Origin of the sequence: Algibacter sp. L4_22, from assembly GCF_023473045.1 — a bacterium.
Taxonomy (GTDB): domain Bacteria; phylum Bacteroidota; class Bacteroidia; order Flavobacteriales; family Flavobacteriaceae; genus Algibacter.
Genome location: NZ_JAMCOK010000003.1, coordinates 774,359 through 788,925, shown reverse-complemented (window position 1 = coordinate 788,925; position 14,567 = coordinate 774,359). Strand labels below are relative to the sequence as shown.

Sequence of the window (14,567 nt, the reverse complement as noted above, 5' to 3'; positions counted from 1 at the left end):
ATATACAATCCTGTTGGGCTTTTATAGTCCGGCAGGATTTTTTGTTTAGAGAAGTTTTTTTAATAACCGTATTTATCCTTCCAACGTTGCTTTAAAAATTCGCGATGTGCATTTTCTCGAGCATTGTTTCCAGGTTCATAAAACTTGGTGTTTTCAATCTCTTTTGGTAAAAATTCTTGCTCAGCAAAATTATTTTTGTAGTTGTGTGCGTATTTATAATTATCGCCATAACCAAGCTCTTTCATTAGTTTGGTTGGCGCATTCCTAAGTTCAATAGGCACACCCAAATCTCCAGTTTGTTTTACTAATTGTTGGGCGTTTCCAATAGCCATATAAGCCGCATTACTTTTTGCCGAACAGGCTAAATAAGTAGCGCATTGGCTAAGTATAATTCGCGATTCTGGATGCCCAATAGTGCTCACAGCTTGGAAGGTATTATTAGCAATAACCAATGCCGTAGGGTTGGCATTCCCAATATCTTCAGATGCCGAAATAAGCAACCGTCTAGCAATAAATTTCACATCCTCACCACCTTCAATCATTCTAGCCAACCAATAAACAGCTCCGTTTGGGTCACTACCTCGAATAGATTTTATAAAGGCCGAAATAATATCATAATGTTGCTCACCCGTTTTATCGTAGCGCGCCGTATTGTTCTGCACTCTGTCTAAAACCACTTCATCTGTAATGATAATTTTATCTTCGCCAAAACTATTTACAAGCAACTCGAAAACGTTTAATAATTTCCGTCCATCACCACCCGAAATGCGTAACAAAGCACTTGTTTCTTTTAAGGTAATGTCTTTTTTAGATAGAAAGGCGTCTTTTTCAATAGCACGCGTCAGCAACGTTTCTAAATCCGTTTTATTAAAAGCATTTAAAATATATACTTGGCAACGCGATAAAAGTGCCGGAATCACCTCAAAACTTGGATTTTCAGTAGTGGCACCAATAAGTGTAATCCATCCCTTTTCAACCGCTTGTAACAACGAATCTTGCTGAGATTTACTAAACCTATGGATTTCATCAATAAACAAAATAGGATTTTTTGTAGTAAATAATCCACCACTTTGTTTGGCTTTATCAATAACCTCTCGAATATCTTTAACGCCCGAGTTTATGGCGCTCAATGTGTAAAATGGACGCCCAGATTCGGCAGCAATTATGTTCGCCAACGTGGTTTTTCCCGTACCGGGTGGTCCCCAAAATAACATCGACGGAATTAATCCCTGTTTTATATGTTGTGTTAATGCTCCATTTTTGCCCACCAAATGTGCTTGACTCACGTAGTCTTCCAAAGTATGTGGGCGTAATCGTTCTGCTAAAGGTGCGTTCATAACTGTAAAATTAAAGTAAATTCTCGTCAAATTAGAATACTTCAATAGCCAATTTTTACATTTTTTGGGCGTGCCCCCGAAAAGGGTCGGGCTTTCACTACTCGCTCCTCCTAAGGTCGGGAGCTCAAACATACCGTTCAATCCCTCACGCGAGGCAATCTGCCAATTTAGCACATCACCATAAGTTGGTCAATTATTTGCTATATTCATCATCATGAAAGAGCACGAACATTTTAAATTCTCACCAGGAGTTATTGCATACCCGGTGTTTTTTGTGCTTATTATTTGGCTCGTATTCTGGTTCGAAGTCCGTTTCGGATTCAATTTAAGTAAATATGGCATCTATCCACAAACCTTAAAAGGACTTCGAGGTATTGTTTTTAGCCCGTTTTTACACGGTAATATCGAACATATTTACCATAACACTATTCCGCTTTTTGTGCTATCCACAGCGTTGTTTTATTTTTATCGCCCAATAGCTTGGCGTGTTATATTGTTAGGTATTCTAATATCAGGATTTTTAACTTGGTGTATTGGGAGACCCTCATACCATATTGGAGCGAGCGGACTCATTTATGTTTTAGTGAGTTTCACCTTTTTTAAAGGCGTATTTGCAAAACATTATAGACTTATTGCATTGTCGCTTTTAGTTATTTTTCTTTATGGTAGCATGATTTGGTATGCCTTTCCTTTAGAAGATGGTGTGTCTTGGGAAGGTCATCTTTCTGGATTAATAACAGGTTTAGCTTTTGCACTTTTCTTTAGAAAAGAAATAGCAAAACCAAAGGGATACGCTTGGGAACAAGAAAATTATAACGAAGAAAACGATCCGTTTTTACAACATTTTGATGAAAACGGAAATTTCGTAGAAACTCAAGAAGAACTAGAAGCAGAGGAGGAGCCACTAACAATAACTTATATTTTTAAAGAAAATAAAGAATAATAACCACTATCAATATTTTTAGTGTTCATTTTTTTCAGCTGCATTAATAAGTTTTAATGCAGATTTAGCTAGCCCGCTTTCTGGAAATTCCATTAGTGTTTTTTCGTAGTAAACTTTAGATTTTTTTCCATTACCAATTTGTCCATAGCAAAAACCAATATTTGCTAATGCCATTTCTGGGTAAGACATTTTAGAAGGACTTAATAGAATTATAATACGATACTTGTCAATCCATTCATGTTTTTTGAAAAAAGCATAACTATTTTCAAAGTAGGGTATGGCTTCTTCAAATTTCTCTAATTTAGTTTTCTTTACACCTTTTCTATGATCTCTAGGTATAAAATTTCTTAATAAATAGGAAATTAATAAATAGGTTAAAGCTCCATAAAAAATGCCGTTTTTAGGATCTAATAGATACCAAAGAAGTATTATCACACCCATTATTAAAAAATGAATAACCGATGCGATCCAGTTGGTTTGTTTTATTATTGGTGTTTTCGAACTCATTAAAAGTAGAATAGCTTTATTTTACCATTCTTTGTCTAACAGCTTCATATAAAAAAGCACCACAAGCCACAGAAACGTTTAGCGATTCAATTTCACCTAATAGAGGTAATTTTGCTTTAGCATCAACAACTTTTAAAGTTGAAGGGTTAATTCCTCGACCTTCCGAGCCCATAATAATGGCGCAAGGTTCAACAAAAGAAACATCGTAAATAGTATCGTTTGTTTTTTCGGTTGCAGCAATTACTTTTATATCCGATGCTTGCATGTAGAATACAGCATCTTTAATATGGTCTACTTTACAAATTGGAATTTTAAACACAGCGCCAGCACTGGTTTTAATAGTGTCGCCATTTACTGGTGCGCCACCTTTTTTCTGAATAATTATACCGTTAACCCCAGTACATTCAGCCGTACGGATAATAGCACCAAAATTACGCACATCACTTATTTGATCGAGCAATAAAAAGAGAGGTGTTTTTCCCGATTGCTTAACTTCTTCAATTAAAGTTTCCATATCATGGAATTCAATTGGAGATATTTGGGCAACAGCACCTTGGTGATTTCCTTTGGTTAATCTATTCAGTTTTTCTACAGGAACATAAGATTTGTTAACCGATTTTTTATTCAATAAAGATTCTAACTCATTAAATAAATCGCCGTCCAACCCTTTTTGAAGAAATACTTTATCAATAGTTTCGTTAGCGTTTATGGCTTCAATAATGGCTCTAATACCAAAAATTTGTGTTTGTTCTTGCATGATGCAAAGGTATAAAAAAAGCCGTCTTAAATGGTGTGTGTTTTATAAATCATTCTTCAAAATAATAGAAAAATCTTGATCTTAAATGTTAAAGAAAGAGAAACGGGTAAATTGAACTTTAGTTTTTTGTAATTTTGCGCAGTGATAAAATTATTTTTACATAAATGCTTTTCGATACTAATGACATTTTTAGTATTATTTTCAACGGTATCTTTTACCATTGAAAAGCACTTTTGTGGCGATGTTTTAATTGATGTGTCTTTGTTTTCTGATACTCAAAAATGCGGTATGGATTCCGGAGTAATTCTGAAAAATAAATCCTGTTGTAAAGATGAGGTTGATGTTGTAAAAGGGCAAAAAGAATTAAAATTTTCATCTTTCGATGATTTAGATTTTAGCCATCAGCAGTTTATTACAGCTCTAAGTTTTTCGTTTATTAATCTTTTTGATGGTTTAGAAAAACAAATTATTCCTCATAGAAATTATTCTCCACCCAATTTGGTTACCGATATTCTGGTATTAGACCAAGTTTTTATTATTTGATAAACCGGATCATTGTTTTTTCCGCGAAAGCGTATAATTCATTACGCGCTAGAATTACTCAAATAAATTCAAAAAATAACACATACTTATAAAGTTGCGGGTGTTTTTTGTCTACAAAAAACCTTTTTTCTTGAAAACAGCATTGTGATTGTTATACTAATTATGACTGTTTAAAGGATTGATGTTTTCAAATTCTTATAAAAATAAATATGAAAAATATAATATATATCATGTTATACTTTCCGATAGTTCTGTTTTCGCAAGAAAAATTAACAGGAACTATTTTGGAAGCAAACGAAAATAATTCGCCACTAGGCTTAGCGGGAGCTAATGTATATTGGCTTAATACGAGTATTGGTGCGGTTACTAATATTGATGGTGAATTTAGTTTGCCTTATGAAACTAATTATAAAAAATTGGTGGTAAGCTATGTGGGTTTTAAAACGGATACAATTTTAGTGAATTCCGCTAAACCTATTAAACATTGGTTAAACCCAACAAGTGATTTAGATGTGGTTACATTAACATCTAGAAATCAGGCTACTTCTAAATCTTATATGCAATCGCAGAATGTGTTTACGGTTAGTAGCGACGAGCTTTTAAAAGCGGCTTGCTGTAATTTGGCTGAAAGTTTTGAAACCAACCCGTCTATAGATGTTAATTTTGCAGATGCCGTTTCTGGTACGCGACAAATTAAAATGCTCGGACTTACAAGTCCGTATATTTTGATTGCAACAGAAAATATACCATCTATTCGTGGAGCATCGCAAGCTTTTGGATTAAGTTTTATTCCAGGAACTTGGGTAGAAAGTATACAAATTACCAAAGGAGCCGGTTCTGTGGTTAATGGTTACGAAAGTATTGCAGGCCAGATTAATGCTGAATTGGTTAAGCCAACTACAGATAGTAAGCTTTTTGTAAACTTGTTCGGAAATATTGCTGGGCGTTTTGAATTGAATACGCATATTAACACCCAAGTGTCCGATAAGTGGAGTACAGGGTTGTATATACACGGAAATACGCATAACGAAAAACATGATGTTAACCATGATAATTTTTTGGATATGCCACTCTATAACCAGATAAACGTGATGAATCGTTGGCAGTATACAGATTTGGAAAAAGGATTTGTTAGTTTTATAAACTTGAAGGTTTTAAACGATGAAAAGCAAATGGGGGAAATTAATTATAATCCCGATACAGATAGGCTAGCATCAAGCCACGTTTTAACGGGTAATGAAGTTTGGGGAAGTGAAATTAATACAAAACGTTACGAGGTTTCAGCAAAGTTGGGGTATGTAAACCCCGAAATCCCGTACCAAAGTATTGGAGTTCAAACAGCATTTAGTCACCATGTTCAGGATTCGTATTTCGGATTGAATCAATATGATATTACACACAATAGTTTGTATGCGAATGCTATTTATAACACTATTATTAGCGATTCTAGGCATAAGGTAAAAACAGGAGTTAGTTATACTTATGATCATTATGATGAGCTGGTTAATTTAACAGATTATGGACGCAAGGAACATTCGGTTGGTGCTTTTTTTGAATATAATTTTGACAATTTAGATAAATTGAACTTAACCGCTGGCTTGCGTGTTGATCATCATAATCTTTTAGGTAACTTTGTAACACCACGAGTACATGCGCGCTATACACCATGGGAGAAATCGGCTTTTCGAGCTTCTTTTGGACGAGGCAAGCGAAGTGCTAATATTTTTACCGAAAATCAGCAAATGTTTGCAACTTCTAGAAATATAAATATTTTAAGTTCGGGAGGAAATATATACGGCTTGGATCCCGAAGTGGCATGGAATTACGGCGTATCATACCTTCAAGGGTTTAATTTATTTGGACGAAAAGCAGATATTACTTTAGATTATTATAAAACCGATTTTAAAAACCAAGTAGTTGTGGATTATGAAAATCCTCAGGAAATTAGTTTTTATAATTTGGAAGGGAAAAGTTATGCTAATAGTTTTCAGGCAGAATTAAATTATAACGTATTTGAAAGTTTTGATTTACGTTTGGCTTACAAATTTTATGATGTTAAAACGGCTTATAAAGCTGGAGAGTTAGAAAAACCGCTAGTTCCAAAAAATCGTTTTTTTGCAAATGCATCATACGAAACACTTAAGAAGGGTGAAAACAGTTCGCATTGGAGATTCGACGCTACTTTTAACTGGATAAGCCAGCAACGTTTTTCATCTACATTATCAAATCCTTTGCAATACCAGTTACCCGAATACTCGCCAACGGTTGGAACTTTAAACGCACAAATAACACATGTGTTTTCTCCAAGGTTTGAAGTTTATTTAGGTGGCGAAAATATAACTAATGTTAGGCAAGATAACCCTGTTTTGGGGGCAGACGATCCATTTGGACCTAATTTTGATTCAACTTTTGTTTATGGTCCAATTTTTGGTTCTAATTACTATATGGGATTACGATTTAAAATAATTTAATAAAGAACAACTTTTTAAAAATAGATATTATGAAAAAACTACTAATTATTGCATTACTGGTAACAACAACATTAACCTTTTCACAGAATAAAAATGAAAGAGCTTCTATAGAAGTGGATGGAGTTTGTACGATGTGTAAAGCTAGAATAGAAAAAGCAGCTATTAGAACAAAGGGTGTTAAGTCTGCAGTTTGGAGTGTGAAAACTCACGAATTGAGTTTAATTTATGACGCGAGGAAAACGAATTTAGACTCTATTAAATCTCATGTTTTAGGAGTTGGCCATGATATTATGGAACTTAAAGCAACAGACGAAGCTTACGCAACCGTTCATCCTTGCTGTCGCTATAGAGATAATGATGTTATTGATGAACATAAGGATGAGAAAGAAGATAGTGATCATGACGAGGATAAACATTAAACATTAGTTTTATAGTGTTTATTTAAAAAGTTCAGCTTAAATTTAAGCTGAACTTTTTGCTTTTGGACTATGCAAGAATTTTAATTTCATCCAATTAACTGTTTTAATTTTATGCCTTATAGAATTTATGTTATCGAATTATCAAAACGTGCTTATACAGAAAACTCGAAATTTAGAGCGGCAAATCCTCAGTTTAATGGGGTGTTGCAATGTGTGTATGTTGGTATGACAAGTAAAACACCTAAAGAGCGTTTTATACAGCATAAAACGGGTTATAGAAATAAGAAAGGGCACAAGCTGTCTGCTAATATTGTAGAGAAGTACGGCGCTTATTTACGACCGAGTTTATATAATCATATAGATCCAATTACTACAAGAAGTGATGCTTTAAAAATGGAGCGTATTTTAGCTTTAGAATTGCGCCGCCAAGGCTATGCAGTGTGGTTTAATTAGACCTAAAAATATTATTGTTCCATTAAAACTTAAGCATAAAAAAACCTGTAAAATTTAATTTACAGGTTTTTTTATAGTTTTAAAAAGAAATTAGATACCTAAATCTTTCTTTACGTCGTTTAATAAATCTTTACCGTCGGCAAGAATAGTTACGCCAACTCCTGAGTCTAAAACATAATCAAATCCTTGTGCTCTTGACACTTTTAAGATAGCTGCTTTAGCTTTTTCTGTTATAGGTTGTAACAAAGCTATTTCTTTTGCTTGCAAATCTTTTTGCGCATCTTGTTGAAAAGTTTGTAAACGTTGTTGTTTTTCTTGTAACTCTAAAATACGTTTTTGGTTTTCTTCGTCCGTTTTAGTTTTAGCTTCAGCTTCGTATTGCTTTTGTAGATTTTGAAATTCAGTAACAGAACCTTGCATATCTGTTTGGTATGTTTTGCTTAAAGCTTCTAATTCTGCTTGAGCCGTTTTCATCTCTGGCATCGCTTTAATTAATTCTTGCGTATTTATATGGGCAACTTTACTTTGAGCTTGTGTGAAACTTATTGTTCCAATACATAATGCAGTTGCTAATAAAAGTGTTTTAAAATGTTTCATTTGTAAATAGTATTTGTGTGTTATAAATTATTAATTTTTGTTTATACTGTCTTTTGCTTTTTGGCGATCTTCTAGTATTTTTTGTCTTTTCGCCTCTAATGCTTTTTTACGTTCCTCGCGGTCTTTTAATTTTTTTAATCTGTTTTCTTCAAGTAATTCAGCTTTCGTTTTTGTTTCTCCCTCGACAACTTTTGTAGCTGTACTTTTTGCTTCACCTTGAATACTTTCTGTAGTGGCTTCTGTTTCTTCTTCAGTTCCTGATCGTGCTTGTTTTGCTTTTTCTCGATCGTCTAATATTTTTTGTCGTCTATCAGCGGCAGCTTTTACTTTAGCTTCTCTAGCGTCTAATTTCTTTTTTCTTGCGGCTTCAAGAGCACTTTCTCTTTCAACCTTTTTTTCGTCTAATATTTTTTGTCGCTCTTCCAGTTCTAAATTCACTTCTGGAACAGTATCTTCTTGTTCTGCAGCTCTACGCTCAGCTTTAGATTGTGCTTGTGTTCGTTTTGATGTTCTAGTTATACTTCTTAATACTTGGTCGCTAATATCTAAAGAATTTGCGACATATAGCATACCACCGTTTGCTTTATCTAATACCAATTGATATTTTCTTGCGGCAACTATAGTTTGTACTGCTGCAAATATTTGATCTTGAACCGGCTGCATCAATTGTCTTTTTTGAATAAATAAATCGCCATTAGGTCCAAATCTTTTTTGCTGGTAGTCTAAAATTTCATTTTCTTCAAACGAAATATCTTCTTCACGCTCTTTAATTAATTCTGCTGTTAAAAGGGCTTTCTCGTTACTCAAATCTTTTCGCTTTTGTTCAACAGTAGCTAATTGTGCTTGAATTTCATTTTTCCACTTGTCAGCTTTCTCATTTAATTGAGTGGTCGCTTCTTGATATTCCGGTACGTTTTCTAAAATATATTCACTATCGATATAGGCAAGACTTACACCTCGTTGCGCATGTACGGATAGAGTCAACATAAAAACTAGGGTCAATAAAAAAAGAACGTTGTTTTTCATCTGTTTAAAATATTTTTATCATTTATGTGTTATAAATTCTAAAAACGACAGACTATTACTTTTGTTGCTGTCACTCCTTGAATTGTTGTTTTATCTGATTAATTTCTAATTGTTCAGATGGAACTCGCAAAATAAACATTTTCGCCGTTATGGAAAATTTTTAATTGCTCATTTCAAAATTAACGAAATTTAATCTTAAAAATTTCAATTCTTATTCAAATCATTAAAGTGTTAATAGAAAATATCGTGCCAAAATAATTTATGGGTTAAAATTGTTGACCAATAATGAAGTGTGTTTCCCATCCGTTTTTAACACCGCTATCATCAATAGAATCAAATCCATGACCAAAATCGATACCTAATAAACCAAATGCTGGCATAAAAATACGGATACCTAATCCTGCAGAACGTTTTAAATCGAACGGGTTATAATCTCTAAAGTTATCAAATGATGCTCCACCCTCTACGAATCCTAAAGCATAAATTTTAGCAGATGCTTTTAATGTAATTGGGTAACGTAATTCTAAAGAGAATTTATTGTAGATAGAACCACCATCTTCACTAGAAAGTGATTGGTTAGGATAACCACGTAGTTGCACAGTTTCTCTACCATCTAAGCTATAGTTTGCTAATCCATCACCACCTAAAAAGTATCTTTCGAAAGGAATGACACCTCTGTCTTGGTTATAAGCACCTAAGAATCCGAATTCAACATTAGGTCTTAATACTAAATCTTTAGCAACTTGAGTATACCAAGTTCCTTTAAAGTTTACTTTGTAAAATTCTAACCAGTTATAACGTTCTTGGTCTATTTCTCCAGCTCTTTCAAAGTCGTCAGCATCTGTAAGGTCTAAATCGTCATATTCTTCTTTTAACTCCGAGTAATCTGTTCCGTTAAATAAAGAGTAAGGTAAAGATGCTTTTGCCGTTACAGAGAAGCTAGACCCTTCTATAGGGTAAACAGGGTCTACACTTGTATTATTTCTACTTAAACCAATAGAATAAGATAAGTTATTTGAAAAACCATCTCCAAAGGTAAATAAACCTGTGTTGTAATTATTTAAATCGTAACGTTGGTAAGATACAGATTGAGATAATACGAAGAAATCATCTGGAACAGTTAAACGTTTAGCTAAACCAAAAGTAATACCTGTAATATTGAAACTTCTGCTTTTATCTGCTCTAAAGGTAGAGTTATCGTATAAAAATTGTTTAGTATGTGATAAAGATGTCGAGAATTGTACCGGACGTTTTCCTCCTAACCATGGCTCAGAGAATGAGAAACTATACGTTTGATAAAATTGACTGGCTTGTAAACGTAACGCTAATTTTTGACCATCACCCATTGGTATTGGTTTATATGCATCTTTCTTAAAGATATCTTTTATTGAAAAGTTGTTGAATGATAATCCTAAAGTTCCAATAAAGCCTCCGCCACCATAACCACCTTGTAATTCAATTTGGCTAGATCCGGTTTCTTTAACTACATATTCCATATCGATAGTACCTTCGTTTGGATTAGGGTTGTTAAAATTTGGAGTAATTTCTTGAGCATCAAAGAACCCTAGTTGCCCAAGCTCTCTTACTGTACGCACCACGTTGGCTTTACTATATAATTGGCCAGGACGTGTACGTATCTCACGATATACTACGTGATCGTTTGTTTTATCGTTTCCAACAACAGATACACTATTAAAATAAGCAGGTTTTCCTTCTGTTATTCTAATTTCCATATCGATAACGTTGTTATCGGCGCTAACTTCTACGGCGTTAATATTTGAGAATAAATAACCGTTGTTCTGGTATAAGTTTGTAATATCGTTAGCATCTGGTTTTGTATCATCTGCTATACGTTTTGCAAGTGTAACACCATCATAGGTGTCACCTTTATCAATTCGTAATAAACGACTTAATTGTTGGTTAGAGTATATTGTGTTACCAATAAAAGTAATATCACCAAACGTGTATTTTTCTCCTTCTTCTAAATTGATTTTAAGAGAAACCGTTTTGTCATTTTTAATAATAATACTATCTGATAATACACGAGCATCTCTATAACCGTTCTCTTTATAAGTATCGATTAAGCTAACTAAATCTTCTTTATAATCTTCTTCAATATATTTTGAGCGTTTTAATAAACGAATTGGGTTTTTCTTCTTCGTGTTTTTCATGCTTTTTCTAAGCTGTTTTTCGCTTAAAACAGAATCGCCACTAAAAATAATATCGTCAATTTTAACTTTTTCACCTTTATCAATATTAAGTACCATATTTACTCTACTCGTTTGGATAGAATCTTTTACATCAATGGTGTTAATATGCACTTTGGTGTTTAAAAAACCATCCTTTTTGTATTTGCTTGTTAGGTAGTTTTTTGTAGTCGTTAAAAGGTTTTCGGTAACTTTTACACCTCTTTTAAGTTTGTTGTCTTCTATAATCCCTTCTTTTTTACCGTTTTTAACGCCATTGATTTTTAGGTCGTTTAGTTGTGGTAAATCAGATAGATGAATTTCTAAAGTTGCTACATCGTCTTCAATATTGGTTATAAAAACCTCGATATCACTAAAAAGGTTAGATTTCCAAAGCTTTTTAATAGCGTCACGAATGTCTTCACCAGGAATTTTAATGTCTTTTCCTTTACTTAAACCGGAATAGGCAACAATAGTTTGCTCACTAAAGCTGGTGTTTCCGGAAACGGTAATTTTTCCTAAAGTATACGTTTTACCGTTTTTGTAATCTAAATCTTGAGCCTGGATATTAAAACAACTTACTAAAAGTAATAATGCTAAATAGCATTTGGCGGATGTTTTAAAAGCTAATAAATTAACTAAGTTGTTCACTTGTTTTCCCAAATCGTCGTTCTCTTTTTTGATATTCAATAATAGCTTCATACAAATGTTGCTTTGTAAAATCGGGCCAAAGTACATTTGTAAAATATAATTCGGCATAAGCAATTTGCCAAAGCAAAAAATTACTTATGCGTTGCTCCCCACTGGTTCTTATTAACAAATCTACGTCGGGTAAATTTTGCGTGTAAAGATGCTCATTAATAATTGATTCTTCAATATTTTCGGGCGAAATTATATTATTTTTAACTTTAATACTAATCTCCTTAACAGTATTTATGATTTCTTCGCGAGATCCGTAGCTAAGTGCTAAGGTTAAGGTCATGCGAGAGTTGGTCTTGGTCTTATCTATTACCTCATGCAATTCTTTGTATGCTTTTTTCGGTAATGTAGTTAAATTCCCAATTGCTGTAAGCTTAATATTATTATCTTGAAGTGTTTTAATTTCTTTTCTTAATGCGGAAACTAAAAGCTTCATTAAAGTTTGTACTTCTAGTTTTGGTCGGTTCCAGTTTTCTGTAGAAAAGGCATATAGTGTTAGGTTTTCTACACCTAATTCTGCGCAAGCTTCTACCGTGGTGCGTACAGATTTTGTGCCATTTTCGTGGCCAAATGCTCTAAGCATACCTTGTTGTTTAGCCCAACGCCCATTACCATCCATAATTATGGCAATATGCTTAGGTAATTTTTTGAGTTGTATGTTTTCTTTTAAGTCCATTTTAATCGTAACAATAGCAGGGTTTAATCCCGAATGTGTAAGTTAATGTAATTCCTGTAAAGGTATACCAATCGTTATTATTAATATTTCCGAATTGATATTGTTGGTTGTTAGAGCTTTCAGGGAAACTACCATCTATATTGTCTGTAAAGGTGTACCGAGCTCCAACTTCAAAACCAAGGATAAAGTTACCTAGTATATTTGTTTTGTAGCCTATTGCCATTGGTATTGCCATGGTCCAGTCTTTACCGCTTTGGGATCCGTTTGAGAAAGAAGTTAGGCTGTATTGTGTAGCTGCTATACCGCTAAATAAGTAAGGTGTTCCTATTGTTTCTCCAGAATGAAGGTTGAAATCCATAAAAGTAAATTCCATACCTGCCGAAATTTCTAATAGGTTTGAATCTATTGAATAATCACGCTGTATACGTCGAGGATCGTCAGAATCACTGTCTTTTGCCTTTAAATCGGAATATATTACGGAAAACCTGTAAGAGTGTCGTCTACTTCTGTTCCATTTATATAGAAGTCCTAAACTAGGTGTGTTTGGTGCTATAAATTTGGTTGGCCCAACGTCTCCTATTAAATTACTGCCCCCAACAAATACGCCAATTTCGTTAATTTGAGCGAAGTTTATTTGGGTGCTTAGTAGGCTTAATGTCAATATGATTAAATATCTCATAGATGTTTAAAAGTTTGCAAATATAATAAATAAGTATGGACTGTTATAATTTGAGGTTAACAGTATGGTTGTAAAACTGTTTTAATTTAAAATTATTGTTTTGGTTGGAGATGATATTCATTTTGCTGCTATGCACAAAAACATATATTTTAAGCTTAGAATAAGTGGCTATTGTAAAGTTGCGATAACTTTTAAAAAAAACAAACAATGGCAAATATGTGCGTTAGGGATTGATGCGGCATTTTTTTTTGTGCTAGCCTTAATTCATATTAATATGGACTTAACTTATTTTGTTGACTAGGCTTTAATGGTATGCAGAAATGAATGAGGCACAAACAAAGATATAGCGGAAAGCCCGACCCTTGTGGTAACGCCCAAAAAAAATTATTGATTCCGCTTGTCTTCTCCCCAAAGTAGTTTTTTTCGAAGGGTTACGAGGAAACTTTCGCTTGGTAAATCAATCATTTTTATTCTGAAATCTGCTTTTTTTATGGTGATTATCGTGCCATTGTCTAGGGTTGCAATTCTAGAATCTAGGGATACTAAATGTTGCTCTTCGCGACCGTTTACTTTTAGGCGTATTTCTGTAGAGTCTGGTATTATTAAAGGTCTTGCACTTAGATTATGTGGTGCAATAGGTGTTAGTGCAAAACTGTTGGCTCCTGGTGTTATTACTGGCCCACCACAACTTAGTGAGTAGCCTGTAGAACCTGTTGGTGTTGATACAATGAGGCCGTCGCTCCAATAGGAGGTTAGGAGTTCGCCGTCTAAATAAGTTTCTACGGTTATCATTGATGTGGTATTTTTTCGACTTACTGCAATTTCGTTTAATGCGAAATTCATTGACAGTATATCGTCGTTTTCCGGGGATGTTTCTACAGATAATAAGGTGCGCTCAGAAATTTTATAGTTGCCATCAATAATATTTTGCATGGCGTTTTCTATTTGGTTTACTTGTATGGTGGCTAGAAAACCAAGACGTCCTGTGTTGATACCTATTATAGGTATATCCAGATTTTTAACATAGGTTATGGCACGTAAAATAGTACCATCGCCACCAATGCTTACTAGCAAATCGAAAGAGTTATCGAGTTTGTCGAAGGTTTTAAAAGATGTATAGTCGCTTTCGTTTTCTGATTCACTTTTAACGAGGTTCGAAAATTCGGTTTCTATATAGGCATCGAATTCTTTTTTCAGTAAATAATGTAGCAGTGTTTCTACTGAAGTTGTAGTGGTTTTGTTGTAAAAGCGTCCAAAAATTGCAACTTTCATAA

Annotated in this window: 15 protein-coding genes; 6 read left to right on the top strand and 9 right to left on the bottom strand. The window is 33.8% G+C overall.

The genetic code is table 11. The features are described 5' to 3' along the window. Window positions 1–59: 59 nt before the first annotated feature. Window positions 60–1,337, bottom strand: a complete 1,278-nt coding sequence (locus M4I23_RS11670; protein WP_249754486.1) for a replication-associated recombination protein A — start codon at window positions 1,335–1,337, stop codon at window positions 60–62. Window positions 1,338–1,551: 214 nt separating this feature from the next. On the opposite strand from M4I23_RS11670, the gene M4I23_RS11665 reads away from it, so the two are divergent. Continuing rightward, window positions 1,552–2,280: a rhomboid family intramembrane serine protease gene (locus M4I23_RS11665; RefSeq protein WP_249754485.1), complete on the top strand. Its 729-nt coding sequence runs from the start codon at window positions 1,552–1,554 to the stop codon at window positions 2,278–2,280. An 18-nt stretch (window positions 2,281–2,298) separates the two neighbouring features. Here the strand turns inward: M4I23_RS11665 and M4I23_RS11660 are convergent, their stop codons facing one another. Both M4I23_RS11660 and rlmB read right to left on the bottom strand, forming a co-directional pair. Then, entirely contained in the window at window positions 2,299–2,787 is a 489-nt protein-coding gene (locus M4I23_RS11660; RefSeq protein WP_249754484.1) for a tol-pal system YbgF family protein, read from the bottom strand. A gap of 16 nt (window positions 2,788–2,803) precedes the next feature. Further along, window positions 2,804–3,544: a 23S rRNA (guanosine(2251)-2'-O)-methyltransferase RlmB gene (gene rlmB / locus M4I23_RS11655; RefSeq protein ID WP_158845030.1), complete on the bottom strand. Its 741-nt coding sequence runs from the start codon at window positions 3,542–3,544 to the stop codon at window positions 2,804–2,806. 180 nt (window positions 3,545–3,724) lie between these two features. Here rlmB and M4I23_RS11650 point away from each other — a divergent pair, with 180 nt between their 5' ends. The 4 genes from M4I23_RS11650 to M4I23_RS11635 all read left to right on the top strand — a co-directional run bounded on the left by M4I23_RS11650 (window position 3,725) and on the right by M4I23_RS11635 (window position 7,430). Then, the gene (locus tag M4I23_RS11650) at window positions 3,725–4,087 is read left to right on the top strand and encodes a hypothetical protein (protein WP_249754483.1); all 363 of its coding nucleotides are present in this window, start codon (window positions 3,725–3,727) and stop codon (window positions 4,085–4,087) included. Between the two features lie 209 nt (window positions 4,088–4,296). Next, on the top strand, window positions 4,297–6,558 hold the full coding sequence (locus M4I23_RS11645) for a TonB-dependent receptor (RefSeq protein ID WP_249754482.1): 2,262 nt from the start codon (window positions 4,297–4,299) through the stop codon (window positions 6,556–6,558). A gap of 29 nt (window positions 6,559–6,587) precedes the next feature. Beyond that, complete coding sequence (locus M4I23_RS11640; protein WP_158845021.1) at window positions 6,588–6,977, top strand: heavy-metal-associated domain-containing protein; 390 nt, start codon at window positions 6,588–6,590, stop codon at window positions 6,975–6,977. Between the two features lie 111 nt (window positions 6,978–7,088). Beyond that, entirely contained in the window at window positions 7,089–7,430 is a 342-nt protein-coding gene (locus M4I23_RS11635) for a ribose-5-phosphate isomerase (RefSeq protein ID WP_249754481.1), read from the top strand. A gap of 90 nt (window positions 7,431–7,520) precedes the next feature. Here M4I23_RS11635 and M4I23_RS11630 read toward each other — a convergent pair whose 3' ends face one another. From M4I23_RS11630 to M4I23_RS11610, 5 genes are all read right to left on the bottom strand, one after another. Further along, window positions 7,521–8,027 (bottom strand): OmpH family outer membrane protein, encoded by a 507-nt coding sequence (locus M4I23_RS11630; protein ID WP_158845016.1) that lies wholly within the window; start codon window positions 8,025–8,027, stop codon window positions 7,521–7,523. 30 nt (window positions 8,028–8,057) lie between these two features. Beyond that, on the bottom strand, window positions 8,058–9,053 hold the full coding sequence (locus tag M4I23_RS11625) for an OmpH family outer membrane protein (RefSeq protein WP_249754480.1): 996 nt from the start codon (window positions 9,051–9,053) through the stop codon (window positions 8,058–8,060). A 266-nt stretch (window positions 9,054–9,319) separates the two neighbouring features. Next, window positions 9,320–11,941: an outer membrane protein assembly factor BamA gene (bamA, locus tag M4I23_RS11620; protein ID WP_158845010.1), complete on the bottom strand. Its 2,622-nt coding sequence runs from the start codon at window positions 11,939–11,941 to the stop codon at window positions 9,320–9,322. Then, window positions 11,874–12,614 (bottom strand): isoprenyl transferase, encoded by a 741-nt coding sequence (locus M4I23_RS11615; RefSeq protein WP_158845007.1) that lies wholly within the window; start codon window positions 12,612–12,614, stop codon window positions 11,874–11,876. Before M4I23_RS11615 ends, bamA begins: the two co-directional genes overlap by 68 nt. Window position 12,615: 1 nt before the next feature. After that, window positions 12,616–13,293, bottom strand: coding sequence for a DUF6089 family protein (locus M4I23_RS11610; RefSeq protein WP_158845004.1), 678 nt, complete (start codon window positions 13,291–13,293; stop codon window positions 12,616–12,618). Between the two features lie 100 nt (window positions 13,294–13,393). Here M4I23_RS11610 and M4I23_RS11605 point away from each other — a divergent pair, with 100 nt between their 5' ends. Continuing rightward, window positions 13,394–13,594 carry a hypothetical protein gene (locus M4I23_RS11605; protein WP_249754479.1) on the top strand — a complete coding sequence of 67 codons (201 nt, stop codon included), beginning with the start codon at window positions 13,394–13,396 and terminating at the stop codon, window positions 13,592–13,594. A gap of 83 nt (window positions 13,595–13,677) precedes the next feature. Here M4I23_RS11605 and M4I23_RS11600 read toward each other — a convergent pair whose 3' ends face one another. Beyond that, entirely contained in the window at window positions 13,678–14,565 is an 888-nt protein-coding gene (locus tag M4I23_RS11600; RefSeq protein WP_249754478.1) for an NAD kinase, read from the bottom strand. Window positions 14,566–14,567: the final 2 nt, after the last annotated feature.

Bases quoted from the DNA above. Each gene is read 5' to 3' on its own strand.
- M4I23_RS11670 (WP_249754486.1), bottom strand. From the start codon at position 1,337: ATGAACGCACCTTTAGCAGAACGATTACGCCCACATACTTTGGAAGAC.
- M4I23_RS11665 (WP_249754485.1), top strand. From the start codon at position 1,552: ATGAAAGAGCACGAACATTTTAAATTCTCACCAGGAGTTATTGCATAC.
- M4I23_RS11660 (WP_249754484.1), bottom strand. From the start codon at position 2,787: ATGAGTTCGAAAACACCAATAATAAAACAAACCAACTGGATCGCATCG.
- rlmB (WP_158845030.1), bottom strand. From the start codon at position 3,544: ATGCAAGAACAAACACAAATTTTTGGTATTAGAGCCATTATTGAAGCC.
- M4I23_RS11650 (WP_249754483.1), top strand. From the start codon at position 3,725: ATGACATTTTTAGTATTATTTTCAACGGTATCTTTTACCATTGAAAAG.
- M4I23_RS11645 (WP_249754482.1), top strand. From the start codon at position 4,297: ATGAAAAATATAATATATATCATGTTATACTTTCCGATAGTTCTGTTT.
- M4I23_RS11640 (WP_158845021.1), top strand. From the start codon at position 6,588: ATGAAAAAACTACTAATTATTGCATTACTGGTAACAACAACATTAACC.
- M4I23_RS11635 (WP_249754481.1), top strand. From the start codon at position 7,089: ATGCCTTATAGAATTTATGTTATCGAATTATCAAAACGTGCTTATACA.
- M4I23_RS11630 (WP_158845016.1), bottom strand. From the start codon at position 8,027: ATGAAACATTTTAAAACACTTTTATTAGCAACTGCATTATGTATTGGA.
- M4I23_RS11625 (WP_249754480.1), bottom strand. From the start codon at position 9,053: ATGAAAAACAACGTTCTTTTTTTATTGACCCTAGTTTTTATGTTGACT.
- bamA (WP_158845010.1), bottom strand. From the start codon at position 11,941: ATGAAGCTATTATTGAATATCAAAAAAGAGAACGACGATTTGGGAAAA.
- M4I23_RS11615 (WP_158845007.1), bottom strand. From the start codon at position 12,614: ATGGACTTAAAAGAAAACATACAACTCAAAAAATTACCTAAGCATATT.
- M4I23_RS11610 (WP_158845004.1), bottom strand. From the start codon at position 13,293: ATGAGATATTTAATCATATTGACATTAAGCCTACTAAGCACCCAAATA.
- M4I23_RS11600 (WP_249754478.1), bottom strand. From the start codon at position 14,565: ATGAAAGTTGCAATTTTTGGACGCTTTTACAACAAAACCACTACAACT.